14 protein-coding genes are annotated in these 12,297 nt (G+C 72.9%); 5 read left to right on the top strand and 9 right to left on the bottom strand.

The features are described from left to right. The first annotated feature begins 137 nt into the window (after positions 1-137). Entirely contained in the window at positions 138-305 is a 168-nt protein-coding gene (locus K7862_RS36325; protein ID WP_222969934.1) for a hypothetical protein, read from the top strand. A 176-nt stretch (positions 306-481) separates the two neighbouring features. After that, complete coding sequence (locus K7862_RS36330; RefSeq protein ID WP_222969937.1) at positions 482-1,345, top strand: alpha/beta hydrolase; 864 nt, start codon at positions 482-484, stop codon at positions 1,343-1,345. 30 nt (positions 1,346-1,375) lie between these two features. Here the strand turns inward: K7862_RS36330 and K7862_RS36335 are convergent, their stop codons facing one another. From K7862_RS36335 to K7862_RS36360, 6 genes are all read right to left on the bottom strand, one after another. Continuing rightward, positions 1,376-2,089: a DUF2470 domain-containing protein gene (locus tag K7862_RS36335; protein ID WP_222969938.1), complete on the bottom strand. Its 714-nt coding sequence runs from the start codon at positions 2,087-2,089 to the stop codon at positions 1,376-1,378. A gap of 97 nt (positions 2,090-2,186) precedes the next feature. Further along, positions 2,187-2,789 carry an NAD(P)H:quinone oxidoreductase gene (wrbA, locus tag K7862_RS36340; protein ID WP_222969941.1) on the bottom strand — a complete coding sequence of 201 codons (603 nt, stop codon included), beginning with the start codon at positions 2,787-2,789 and terminating at the stop codon, positions 2,187-2,189. Positions 2,790-3,009: 220 nt separating this feature from the next. Beyond that, on the bottom strand, positions 3,010-3,912 hold the full coding sequence (gene htpX, locus K7862_RS36345) for a zinc metalloprotease HtpX (protein ID WP_222969943.1): 903 nt from the start codon (positions 3,910-3,912) through the stop codon (positions 3,010-3,012). A 248-nt stretch (positions 3,913-4,160) separates the two neighbouring features. Continuing rightward, positions 4,161-4,667, bottom strand: a complete 507-nt coding sequence (locus tag K7862_RS36350; RefSeq protein ID WP_222969944.1) for a cupin domain-containing protein — start codon at positions 4,665-4,667, stop codon at positions 4,161-4,163. Positions 4,668-4,800: 133 nt separating this feature from the next. Then, positions 4,801-6,027, bottom strand: a complete 1,227-nt coding sequence (locus tag K7862_RS36355; protein WP_222969946.1) for a hypothetical protein — start codon at positions 6,025-6,027, stop codon at positions 4,801-4,803. A gap of 308 nt (positions 6,028-6,335) precedes the next feature. Continuing rightward, positions 6,336-6,914: an RDD family protein gene (locus tag K7862_RS36360; RefSeq protein WP_222969948.1), complete on the bottom strand. Its 579-nt coding sequence runs from the start codon at positions 6,912-6,914 to the stop codon at positions 6,336-6,338. Between the two features lie 295 nt (positions 6,915-7,209). On the opposite strand from K7862_RS36360, the gene K7862_RS36365 reads away from it, so the two are divergent. Continuing rightward, the gene (locus K7862_RS36365; RefSeq protein WP_222969950.1) at positions 7,210-7,758 is read left to right on the top strand and encodes a hypothetical protein; all 549 of its coding nucleotides are present in this window, start codon (positions 7,210-7,212) and stop codon (positions 7,756-7,758) included. Between the two features lie 160 nt (positions 7,759-7,918). Here K7862_RS36365 and K7862_RS36370 read toward each other — a convergent pair whose 3' ends face one another. Then, positions 7,919-8,350: a hypothetical protein gene (locus tag K7862_RS36370; protein ID WP_222969952.1), complete on the bottom strand. Its 432-nt coding sequence runs from the start codon at positions 8,348-8,350 to the stop codon at positions 7,919-7,921. A 221-nt stretch (positions 8,351-8,571) separates the two neighbouring features. Here K7862_RS36370 and K7862_RS36375 point away from each other — a divergent pair, with 221 nt between their 5' ends. Further along, positions 8,572-8,883 carry a DUF1232 domain-containing protein gene (locus K7862_RS36375; protein WP_308012376.1) on the top strand — a complete coding sequence of 104 codons (312 nt, stop codon included), beginning with the start codon at positions 8,572-8,574 and terminating at the stop codon, positions 8,881-8,883. A gap of 158 nt (positions 8,884-9,041) precedes the next feature. Here the strand turns inward: K7862_RS36375 and K7862_RS38385 are convergent, their stop codons facing one another. Next, positions 9,042-10,808, bottom strand: a complete 1,767-nt coding sequence (locus K7862_RS38385; protein WP_222969954.1) for an FG-GAP repeat domain-containing protein — start codon at positions 10,806-10,808, stop codon at positions 9,042-9,044. Between the two features lie 562 nt (positions 10,809-11,370). Further along, complete coding sequence (locus K7862_RS36385) at positions 11,371-11,721, bottom strand: STAS domain-containing protein (RefSeq protein ID WP_222969956.1); 351 nt, start codon at positions 11,719-11,721, stop codon at positions 11,371-11,373. A 104-nt stretch (positions 11,722-11,825) separates the two neighbouring features. Between K7862_RS36385 and K7862_RS36390 the strand changes: the two genes are divergently transcribed. Continuing rightward, positions 11,826-12,266 carry an MSMEG_6728 family protein gene (locus K7862_RS36390; protein WP_222969958.1) on the top strand — a complete coding sequence of 147 codons (441 nt, stop codon included), beginning with the start codon at positions 11,826-11,828 and terminating at the stop codon, positions 12,264-12,266. Positions 12,267-12,297 lie beyond the last annotated feature (31 nt).

A 12,297-nucleotide genomic window follows, 5' to 3' on the forward strand; every position in this document is an offset into this window, starting at 1 on the left:
AGCACGCCGACCTGCCGCATCGTCCGCGAGGCCGGTCGTCGGCCGCCCCACCGGTGAGCGGGCTCCGGCCCCGGCGGCGCGGCCGCCGGGGCCGGACCCCTCATGGGAAGCGCCAACGCCACGAGCGAGGCGCCTGCATGACCGCGGTGCCGCCCGACCTGCACATCCGCGCGGCCCTGGCCCTGCTGTCCCAGGTCACGCTGCGCCTCACGATCGCCGGGGCGGTCGCCGCGCCCACCGGCAACCCGGTGGCCGACGAGGCCGTATCGGCCCGTGGCCAGGCGAAACCGGTCCCAGCGGGGTAGGGGACGGGGCGAGGCGGGCGCCGTGAGGGCCGCACTGGACCCACCGGCCCCCGGCACGCCGCGCCGGCCGCCCGTCTGACTCCTCGGCATGGCCGCCGCCTCCCGGGGCAGCAGCACCACCCGGGACAGCGCCGGCGCGGTGCGCGGCGCACGAGGGGCGCCTGCGGGAGGCAGCGGTGTTCGAAGGATTCCAGGAACAGCAGATCGACCTCGGCGAGGCGTCCGTCTTCGTCCGCTCGGGCGGCGCGGGGCCGCCCGTGGTACTGCTGCACGGCCATCCGCGGACCTCGGCGACCTGGCACCGCGTCGCTCCCCGGCTCGCCGCGGCCGGTCACACCGTCGTCTGCCCGGACCTGCGCGGCTACGGGCGCTCCCGCGGACCGCGGTTCACGGCGGACCATACGGGCTACTCCAAGCGCGCGGTCGCCGCCGACGTCGTCGCGGTGATGCGCCGCCTGGGGTACCCCCGGTTCGCGCTCGCCGGGCACGACCGCGGAGGCGCGGTGGCGCTGCGCCTCGCGCTGGACCACCCCGACGCGGTCTCCCGCGTCGCGTTCCTGGACTGTCTGCCGATCAGCGAGCACCTGTCGCGGATCACGGCCGAGTTCGCCACCCGGTGGTGGCACTGGTTCTTCTTCGCCCAGCCGGACATCCCGGAGCGGGTGATCACCGCGGACCCCGACCGCTGGTACCGCGGCGACCCGCAGGTCATGGGCCCGGAGAACCACGAGGAGTGGCGCCGGGCCGTGCGCGATCCCGATGTGGTGCGGGCGATGCTCGAGGACTACCGGGCGGGACTGACCGTCGACCGCCGCCACGAGGAGGCCGACCGGAAGGCCGGGACGCGCATCACCTGCCCGACGCTGGTCCTCTGGTCCCTGCGCGACGATCTGGAGGACCTGTACGGCGATCCCCTCGCGGTCTGGCGGCGGTGGGCCGGAGACGTCCGCGGGCACGGCATCGACTCCGGGCATCACGTCGCCGAGGAGGCGCCCGCCGCACTGGCCGCGGCGCTGCTGGACTTCCTTCCGGTCACCTGAAGCGCCGCGAGTCCCCGAACGTCGGGGAGGTCAGGCGGGACGGCGGAGGCGGTGGGCGTGGGCCAGGAGGGCGTGGATGCGGTGGCCGAGTTCGTCCGGGTCGGACAGGGGGCAGGCGAAGGGAATCCGGACGTCGCGGTGGCCGCGCGCCCGGTCCAGGCGCAGCACGATGCCGTAGCGGTCGAGCGCCAGCGGCGTGATGCGGGTGACGCCGAGCATGTGGCGGACGGTGAGCAGCCGCGCCAGCGCCTCGATGTGCTCCTGGTGGTCCTGGGCCAGGTGCGTCAGCAGGCGGGCCTCCGCGGCGGCGACGGGGTCGGGTCGGGCGGCCGTCAGTTCCCGCCGGTCCACCAGCCGGGTCGTTCCGCCGCCGCTGAGGGCGACCTGCCGCACGTCCACGCGGAGCCGGACCGAGTCCGCGGGCGCCGGCTCGGGAGCGTGCAGCCGTGCGGCGATGCGCACCCGCGCCCGGACCCGGTCGCGTACCGGGACCGGGGACAGGTCGGTCCACTCCAGGACCGCGGGCACACCGACCGGCGGGGCGCACACCGCCTCGGCGGCGGTCCGGCTGTCGGCGGGGACGCGCAGCCGGAACGCGGTGCCGAATTCCGCCGCCACCCCGGCCATGACGTCCTCGTGGGCGCCATTGGCGGTGACGCCCGCGGAGTCCGCGACCTCGAGGATGCTGCGGACCCGCTCCGCGGCGGTCGGCTCGCACGCGGCCGCGGTCCTGGTCGTGCTCACACGTCCTCCCGGTGACTCAAGTAAGGCTTACCTTACTTGCCGGGGGAGGGGTCGGCCAGACGGCACCCGGGTGATCCCGCCGCCCGCCGTGCGGCGGCTAGCCGCGGAGACGGGTGGCGATGTCGGCGAGGTGCCGTCCCTGGTAGTTCGCCGCGTCGAGCGTCGCCTGGTCGGGCAGCTCGCCGCCGCCGCTGGGCCACGACGTGCCGTAGGGGTTGCCGCCGGCCGCGAACAGCAGCGGGTCGGTGTAGCCGGGCGGCACGATGATGCAACCCCAGTGGTAGAACACGTTGTTGAGCGACAGGATCGTGGACTCCTGTCCGCCGTGACGGTTGATCGACGAGGTGAAGCTCGTCGCCGGCTTGTTGTGGAACACGCCCGCCTGCCAGATCCCGCCGGTCTGGTCGATGAACTGCTTCAGCTGGGCCGACGGCGTGCCGTAACGGGTCGGGGTGCCGAAGGCGTACGCGGTCGCCCACTCCAGGTCCTCGAGGGTCGCCTCGGGGACGGTGTCCTTCGTGGCGTCCACGTGCGCCCGCCACGCCGGGTTGGCGTCGATCGCCGAGTCCGGGGCGAGCTCGGGGACCCGCCGCAGACGCACCTCGGCGTCACGGCTCGCGGCCCCCTTGGCCACGGCATCGGCCAGCGCGTGCACGTTCCCGGTGGCGCTGTAGTAGACGACTGCAACACGTACGGCCATGAGGAGTACTCCTACGTCGAGGGAGACAGCCGACTGCCCCGGCCGGCCCGCACACGGCCGCTGTGACGTCCCGGTACGCGCCTGATGCACCGACTCGGCAGTCGGTGCATCAGTCAACCGCAGACCCGGCCGACTTCCGTGTACGAGCCACTCCGGCGTGGCGCGACCGGCGCCTCGGCGGGGCAGCCGGGGGTTCGTCAGCGGTGCGGCTCGAGTCCCGTCATCCGTGCAGCCCCAGTTCCGTGGAGATCTTCGCCAGTGCGTCCAGGCGGCGCTGGAGGGTGGGGTGCGTGGAGAACATGGTGGCGAGCGAGGAGCTCTCCTTCAGCGCCGGAGTGAAGAAGAAGGCGTTGAAGGACCGCGCCGTCCGCAGATCCTCGGTCGGGATGCGGGCGATGCTGCCGCTGACCTTGACCAGGGCGGACGCCAGAGCCGAAGGGCGGCCGGTGAGCAGCGCGGCGGACCGGTCGGCGGCCAGCTCGCGGTAGCGGGACAGGGCACGCAACAGCAGGAAGCTGAGTGCGTACACGAGTGCCGAGACGGCCATGATCACCGCGAACATGGCCGCGGTGTTCTGGTCCTGGCGCCGGCCGCCGAAGAGCTCGGAGTAGAACGCGAACCGCACCAGCAGCCCGGCCAGCACGCCGAGGAACGAGGCGATCGTGATCACCGCGACGTCCTTGTGGGCCACGTGGGACAGCTCGTGGGCCAGCACGCCCTCCAGTTCCTCGGGCTCCAGCCGCCGCAGCAGGCCGGTGGTCACGCACAGGACGGCGTGGTCGGCGTTGCGTCCGGTCGCGAACGCGTTGGGCATGTCGATCTCGGAGATGGCGACCTTGGGCTTGGGCATGTCGGCCAGGGCGCAGAGCCGGTCGACCGTACCGTGCAGCTGAGGCGCTTCCTCCGTCGTCACCTCGTGCGCGTGCATCGCGAACAGGGCGATCCGGTCGGAGTACCAGTACTGGGCGACCAGCAGGGCGCCCACGATCACGATCACCAGGGGCACGGACTTCAGCAGGGCGATCAGCGCGGCGACGAACGCCACGTACGTCAGTCCCAGCAGAAAGATCACCGTCACCATGCGCACGGTCAGGTTCCTGTCGGGTGCGAATCGGGAGCGCATGATCACCTCACCGCCTTACTCCCTCTCGTCGGGCTCGTACCGCAGGCGGTCCTGGGGATCACCGGAGGCACCGTGACGGTCACCTGTGGTCACCATCGCGTCGGCACGGCACTCGGCAGGCCCTCTGCTGCTCCTTCCAGCATGCTGCGCGCGCGGGCGATTTGGGACACCGCGCCCCGGTTTTGTGAGCTCGGCCCGCCGGCACCCCCTGAATCGCGGGTGCGGGGCGAGCCCGGCACCCCGCGCGGTCACTCCACGAAGTACGAATCGTGCTTGTCCAGGAAGCGGGCGCGCTCCTCGTCGGTCGCGTCGCCGAGCTCGGACAGCTTCTCGAAGTACTCCTCGCGCGGTGCGCCCGGTGTGAAGAGCAGCAGCATCTCGGCGAGCGCGTCGGAGTCGTTACGGAAGGCGTGCAGGCCGCCCTGCGGGACGTGCAGGAAGTCGCCGCTCGTGCCGTCCACCCACGCGGCGCCGTCGAAGAGGCGGACCGTGCCGCTGAGGATGAAGAACGACTCCGAGACGCGGCGATGGAAGTGCGTCTTCGGGCCGCCGGCGTGCGGCTCCATCTCGACCCGGTAGAGACCGAACTCGCCACGGGTGGTCGCCGTGGTCGCCAGGTAGCTCAGCGAGCCGTGGCCGCGCTCGCCGAGGTCCGGCGGTGTGTCGGCCGGGCGGTGGCGCGCGTTGATCTCGCCGCCTTCCCCCCGGTACACGACCTCGGGGTACGACGCGTCGGCCTGGTCGGGGAGAGACATCGGATCACCCTTCGCGTGGATTCCCGTTCACGGCGGTGTCCGAGTACCCCTGCCGCCGCGACCCATCCCCGGAAGGCTCGGATTTCCCGTCGCGGTCACGCGCGCCGCGACGGGAAGACCCGGGCCGGTGCCGTCAGCAGGACGAAGGCGTCCACAGGACGGCGTGGAAGGGACCGTTCGAGGTGTACGGGTCGGGCGGGGTGGTGGCCGCGGAGCCGGCGACGGCGCCGTGCGCGTCGACCGCGACCGCTCCCGAGTTGAGGCCGCCGAGCGCGGGCATCTGCGTGAGCACGGCCGTGTCGGTGCGGTAGGCGAAGGCGAAGGAGTTCACGGCGAACTGGTCGCCGACCGCCACCTTGCCGGTGATGGCCATCGGCTGGGTGACGCCCTTGGTGCCGAGGTGGGTGACCACGCCGGTCCGCAGGTCCTGGGCCCATCCGGTCTGGCCGTCCCAGCCCACCACCTGGCGCCCGGACACCCGCAGGTCCAGGAACGGGCTGTGGCCGAGGTCGGTCCACGTCCCGGTGTCCAGGTCGTAGGCGAACCCGTGCGGCAGACCCGTTCCGCCGGCCGGCACGCCCTGCGTGCCCACGACGGTGCGGCCCGACACGTCGCTGATCCTGCTGTACGAACCGCCGTGGGTGCCGATGTCGGTCGTGGTGCCGGTGACCAGGTCGTGGACGAAACCGTGCGTGACGGAGGCCGGCTCCCCGGCCACGGACGAGTTGCCCACCACATAGCGGCCCTTGGCGATGTCGACCGCGGTGCTCGTGCCGGCGGGACCCGCCAGGCTCCCGAGGTCGGTCATGACGCGGGTGCCCAGGTCGTAGGCGAAGGCGTGCGTGGCCGCGTCGCCGCCGGTGGAGGCGCTGCCCACGACGATGCCGCCGCGGAAGGCCGTGACCGTGCTGGTGGTGCCGCCCAGCGTGCCCAGATCGGTCATCCGGTGCCGGCGCAGGTCGTAGACGAAACCGTGCGTGGCCGCGTCGCCGGCCGTCGTCGAGTTCCCGGCCACGTAGCGGCCGTGCACGGCGACGGCGGTGCTGCTCGTACCGCCGAGGCTGCCCAGGTCGCTCAGCACGCCGCTGTCGCGGTCGTAGGCGAAGGCGTGGGTCGCGCCGTCCGCGGTGGCGGACTCGCCGACGACGGTGCCGGCGTCCAGCGCGGTGGCCTTGCTGGTGGCACCGCCGAGGGTCCCGAGGTCCAGGGCGGTCCAGGTGGTGGCGGTCGCGGGACGGGCGGTGACCGAAGGTGCCGCGCCCGCAGGACCGGCGGACAGGCCGGCGAGAGCGCAGGCGACGACGAGCGGCGCCGCGAGGGCGGCACCGCGCGCCGGACGTAGCAGGCTCAGAGACTTCACAATCCCCCCAGAGGTGTCGACGGCCCCGCGCGCGGCCCCTTCCGCGGCGCGGCCGTGGAGCACTTTCCTATCCCAGCGCCTCGCGCGGGGCGGGCGTGTTGCCCGCATCTGAGACTTTTGCCGGACGGCCGTCTGCGGCAGACGGCCCTGGCCCCATCGGACACGTCGGCGCGGACCCGTCGGCGCGGACACCTCGGCTCGGGCGGGCCGGCGTGCCCGTACACGCAACGCGCCGGGGATCCGCGAGTGCGGATCCCCGGCGCGGGGCGTTCAGTCGGTGTGAGCGGTGGGGACGGGTGGGAGGGGACTCAGGGCTTGATGACGACCGAGGAGACGATCTTGTCGGCGAACGTCTGCCGCTTGCTGTCCCACAGCGGCCACAGGTAGCCGATGAGGCAGGCGAGCGCGTCCAGGATGTGCAGGAGGCGCCGGCCCAGGGCCCGGCCGAAACCGAGCAGTTGGCCGTCCGCCTCGCGCAACGTCCGCGTGCCGACGGCCATCTTGCCGGGCGTCTGGCCCTTGGTGCCTTCCAGGTAGGCCAGAACGACCAGGACCACGAGGCCGGCCAGCGAACCGGCCGTGCTGCCGGCGGCCAGCGACACGACCACGTTGACCACGATGGTGATCACGGCGTCGATCAGTCCGGACAGGAAGCGCCAGCCCCAGTTGGCCAGCGGCGGCATGCCGGCCGGCTGCTGTCCGTAGGCGGCGAAGTCCTGCTGACCTCCGCCGGGGTACGCCGGTATACCGGGCTGTCCGTAGGGACCCGGCTGGCCGGGCTGGGCGTACGGGTTCTGGGCGTAGGGGTCCTGGCTGTAGGGATTCTGGCCGTAGGGTCCGGGTTGCCCCCCCGGAGTACCGCCGTACGGAGGCTGGTTCTCACTCATGCGGGGAGTAAAGCAGGAGGCCTGACCAGCGGAAACCCCTCGGGCACATCTGTGACTACAACGTTGCGTCACGGATGGGTTGCGGGCGCCGGCACGCCGCGTTGCCGGGTGCGGGTGCGGGGCGAAAGTGTTGGAACCGGGGGCCGTTGGCCGGGCCGGTCAGGTCGCACGTGCCCCAGTTCCTTCTACCTGATTTCCACGATGCCCCGGAATGCCGGGTGTTGGAAGGATGGCGGGGGAGTGGGACGAGCCTGGCGGCGGGAGTCGCCGGGAAACGGGTGTTCAGAGGATGCGCATGAGTCGGCCGGCCGGGCGTGGCCACGGTGTGCTGGTCGGGGTCCTCGCCGTTGCGGGGATGCTGGTGACCGGTTGCTCAGGCGGGGGTGACGACGCGGCGGCGCCGTCGCCGGATCCGTCGGCCACGCCGGCGAGCACGTCGTCGCCCGGTACGGCGTCCGCCACGCCGTCGCCTCCTCCCTCGCCGGTCTACCCGACGGGAGCTGCCGGTTGCCACCCGGACCACGGCTGGTCCCAGGCGCAGGCGGCCGAGTGGGTCAAGTTCGGGCAGATCGGCACACCGACCTGGACCGACGGCACGTGGGGACACGTCCGCTTCGACAAGTCCCTGGCCGGGTTCGACGGGCCGCTGTGCGAGGCAGTCACCGTCCAGGTGCAGTACTGGAAGGTCACCTACCGTGCGTCGGATGACGGCCCCGTCTCGACCGACGGGAGCCCGCAGTACACGTTCACCACCGTGCCCCTCGCCCGCACGCAACTGCGTGTCGCCGGGCGGTCGGTGAGGAACGTCCACCTCCGATCGCCCGGCGATCTCGGCCCGTCGTGACCCGTGACGCGAGTCCGCGTGGGCGCGGGACGCGAACCTACGTGGTTTCACCGATGCCCTCGGCGCGTTCCGTCGGTGATCATCGGGTGTCCCGTCCCTCCGGATGCCGGGGCCCGGGGTCCCGAGGGGGCCGGAGGGCCGGGACCGGCTCCGTCGGGTGTCAGCCCGTTCCCTCGTCCTGAACCAGCCAGCGGCCCTGCTCCCGTACGAGTACGTAGCTCCAGTCGTGCCGTCCCGGCTGCATCGAGGCGTCCTCGGTCCACCAGTGCTGACGCAGGTCGAACGTCACCATGACGTCGACCCGTCTGCCGTCGGGAACCGGCGCGGAGACCTTCAGCACGCGCATGCCGGTCGTGTCGGACAGCCAGCCATCGGTCGCCGCGCGATGCCCCTGCGTCGACAAGGCCCGTGCGGTGGCGCCGTCATGAGCGTCCAGCGCCTTCATGTACGCCGTTACCACGGTGTCCGGTCCGGCGCTCGCCGGCGGCACGGGCACGTGGTACTTCGGTGTGACCTCCCACCACCAGGTCCCCCCGGCGGCGGCCACGGCGGCCACCGCCCCCACCGCCGCGATCTTCCACGCTCTTCGCACAGTCGTCCCCTCCCCATGAAGCGAACCGCCGCGGGCGATCCGCCCGGCCGCCGGCCGGCTCCCGACAGGATGACGCCTCCGAGGCCGCGCCGGTTCGCCGGGGCGCGTCCCTTCGCGCGGGAACCGCGCCGCCGTCGCAGGAGCCACCCGGGTGGCCGGTTGTGCCGGCGGCGGTTCGGGGCAGGCGGTCAACAGGGGTTGTCGCGTGAGGAGGTGGCCGGGTGGACGGGAAGGCCCGCTTGCTCATCGGGCTCGTCGTGGTCCTCGTGCTCGCCATGCTGGTCACGGCGATCGCGCTGCTGGTGAAACTCGCCCGTGCCCGGCGACTGCTCAAGGACGCCGGGCTGCCCCGGTCGGGGAAGCTGACGTTCTGGGCGGCCGTCATCTATCTGGTGTGCCCGGTCGACCTGCTCCCCGATCCGATCTACCTGGACGACATCGGCGTCCTGCTGCTGGCGCTGCGGTCTCTGCACGCTGCTGCCGCGGCCCGCCGTGACGCAGCGCCGTACCGGCTGCCGGACAAGCGGCTCTGAATCACCGGCTTCGGACGTCCACCCGCCGGCGCCGCTGACCGCCCGCGCCCGCCGCCCCGGGATCTCCGGGAGCGGCAGGCGGACCGGGCACCGTCAGCAGCGGCCACCGGAGGCTGCCGTCGGTGAAGGCCGTCAGCGGAGGCCGTGGGTGGAGGCCGTCAGAACAGGTCGGCGTACGCGTTCCAGCCGGCCGTGCCGATCTCGACGCGGGCCTTGAAGGTGGCGGTGCCGCCGTGCCCGGACCCGCTGTAGCGGTAGAGCAGGCCGCCGGGTGTGACGGCGACGATGTCGGCGCGGCCGTCCCCGTCGAGATCGCCGGGGGCGGCGATCCCGGTGTAGGCGTTCCACCCCGCGCCGATGTCGATCCGGGGCTGGAAAGGCGCGGATCCCACGCCGGTGCCGAGGTAGAGGTACAGATGCCCGCCGGCGGGGTCGCGGGCGACGATGTCGGGCAACCCGTCGCCGTTGATGTCCCCGGCCCCCGCGATCCGGTCGTAGACGTTCCAGCCCGCGCCGATTCTGATGCGGGTGGCGAACCGGGCGTCGCCCGTGCCGGCCCGCAGCCACAGCACGCCGCTCGTGTCGCGGGCCAGCATGTCGGAGTTCCCGTCGCCGTTGAGGTCGCCGGGGCCGATGACGGTGCCGTAGCCGGACCAGCCGGTACTGGTCACCCCCGTGAAGCTGTCCCACAGGTTGTAGAGCGTGTCGTGGTCGATCTCCAGCAGGGAGCGTTCGTCGTAGTCGGTGAGCGAGACCGTGGTGAGCAGGTGGGTGTCGAGCCACTGGCGGCTCAGCCCGACCATCGTGCGCGGGGTCAGCCCGCCGGTGTCGGTGCCGGCGTAGTGGTAGAGGTCGCCGCCGGAGGTGAGGCCGTAGAGGTCGGCCTTCCCGAACAGCGAGGGGTGGCCCTGATCGGACACCCAGCTCCTGTTCCAGCCGGTGCCGACCAGCCTGCGCGGGGTCAGGGTGCCGGTGCCCGAGCCGTCGCCCTGGTAGGCGTAGAGGTCTCCGGTGAGGGTCCGGCCCATGAGGCCGCCGATCGACGAGGGGTCGTCGCCGAAGCCGATGAGCTGGTTGTACGTGTTCCACCCCGATCCGATCTTCACCCGGGGGGCGAGCGGCGCCGCGGCCGTGCCGTCCAGCGCGTACATCCACAGATTGCCGTCCAGGTCACGGGCGACCAGCGTCTCGTGTCCGGTGCCGGTGATGTCGCCCGCGCCGACGAGCTGGTCGTAGACGCCGAAGCCGTGGCCGACCTCGACCGGGTCGGCGAACGGGGCCGTGCTGTCGCCGGTTCCCGCGTACAGGAACAGGTCGCCGGACGGGGTGCGGGCCAGGAGGTCCCCGAAGCCGTTGCCGTCGATGTCGCCGACCGCGACGACCTGGTTGTAGATCTGCCATCCGGTGCCGGTCCACAGCGGCGAGTACGGGAAGTCGGTGAGGTTCCAGAGCGTCAGCTGTCCCGACTGTGTCAGGGACAGGAGCTGCGGGCCGGTCTGGTCGCTCGTCATGACACCGGGGGTCAGCAACTCCCGGAACCGCACGGGCGACATCCCCGGTGAGCTCCACGCGGTGTCACTGGACTGCCCGCTGCTCCAGATGTTGACGGTGCCGTCGGCGTCCTGGCTCAGGAGGTCCTGGTGGCCGTCGCCGTCCGCGTCGAAGCGCGGGGTCGTCAGACCCGGTGCCGCCGTGGCCGCCGCCCGGCCCGACGGCCGTTGCCCGGTGGGCAGGCGCAGCGTCGGTGGTCGCAGCGCGGGCCGCTGCACTGGGACGCCCGCGCGGTGCGGCGCGGCGGAGTCCGCCCGGGCCGCCCCGGCGGGTGCGACCGCCATCGCGCCCGCGGCCGCGGCGGCGACGGTGCAGACGGCGAGCAGGCGACTGCCGCGGCGCGCCCCCGGGCGCGGCGGTGGTAATGCGAACACAAGCCCCCCAGTGGTGGGTCGGTGCGCCGGAGCGCACAGGGATTCGAGGTGGTGACCCGGATCCTCCTCCCGTAAGTTCCTCACCGGTAGCCCCTGGACGTTTCCGGCGGTAACACCGCGCCGGCCTGCCGTCCGTCTCAGCTCGGGCAGGCGTGGGCGGAGGGGGCGCCGGGGAGGTGACGGCGCAGCCCGTGGGTGTGAGGCCGCGGCCGACGGCTCGGCAGATCCGCGCGACGGCCTGCGGGGTGCCGATGGCCCGAGCCCTGCCGGCGCCGTGGGTGAGAACGCTGACGGGACCGGCGGATGCGAGCCGGACGGCAGGTGGAGCGCATACGGCTCGTGTGCAGGTTCAGCGTGGTCGTGTGTGCGGCTTCGGCAAGGTCGTCCGCCTCGGCGCGGACCTCGTGGGCGCCCCCCCCTGTCAGGGGCCGGATGCCGGCGTTGCGTGTGGCGCGTCCGTCGAGCAGGCGCGGGGTCGGTGACGACATGGCCGGTGCCGGCGTGCGGGCTTGCGCGAACGGGATGGGCCGGGACTCCCGGACGGGGGAGTCCCGGCCGGCCGTCACGCGGAGTCGGCGGCCGAGAGGGGGGCCGACCGGGCCCCCTCCACGGAGTCGTGCACATGCAGGACGTGGTCCATGCCGGTCAGTTCGAGCAGCCGCAGCATGGCCGGCCGCGGGCGGGCGATGCGCAGGTCGGTGATCTGGTGCACGGAGATGAGAACGCGCAGGAAACTCGAGTCGCCGAAGGTGATGTCCTTCGCGTCGAGCACCACCGCCGGCGAGGTCCGCGCGGCGGCGCGCAGCCGGTTGGCGAGCGGTTCGATGTTCTCGAAGTCGAGGTCACCCATGGGGGCTACGACGGGAACGTCGGCGCCGGCGTCGGGAAGGGGCGACGGGTCGTGGGTCGTCATGGGTCACGACTGCCCGGTGCGGGGGAGAGGATGCATGAATTCTTCGGTCTCCGCCGGGAGGAGGCGGCGCGGTGGGGCGGCTCGAAAACGGATAGACGTCAGATATGCAGACTTTTCTTCCCTATCCGGACTTCGCGGCGACCGCCGCCGTCCTCGACCCGCGCCGGCTGGGCAAGCAGCGGGTGGAGACGCTGCAGGTGCTGCGCGGTCTGACGTTGCCCGGGCACGGCTGGCGCCACCATCCGGCGGTACGGATGTGGCGGGGCTACGAAGAGGCGCTGGTGCGCTACGGGTGGGCGATGTGCGGCGCGTGGACGGCGGCCGGCCGGGCCGACACCTGCGCGTCCTCCCTCGGCGGGGACTTCGCCGCGCTCCGCCCCGGCGGCAGGGTGCGGGCGTACGACGAACTCGCCCGGGCGGGCGAACTGCCGAACTGGCTGGGCGATCCCGCCTTCCACCTCAGCCACCGCTCGGCGCTGGTCACCAAGGCACCCGAGTTCTACCTCTGCTCTTGGCCAGTGCTCTGCCCTTTAGGGCGGGGGTGAAGGCCATCCTTGGGGGGAGGCGCGAAGCGCT

This window comes from Actinacidiphila acidipaludis (assembly GCF_019890725.1).
GTDB lineage: Bacteria > Actinomycetota > Actinomycetes > Streptomycetales > Streptomycetaceae > Actinacidiphila > Actinacidiphila acidipaludis.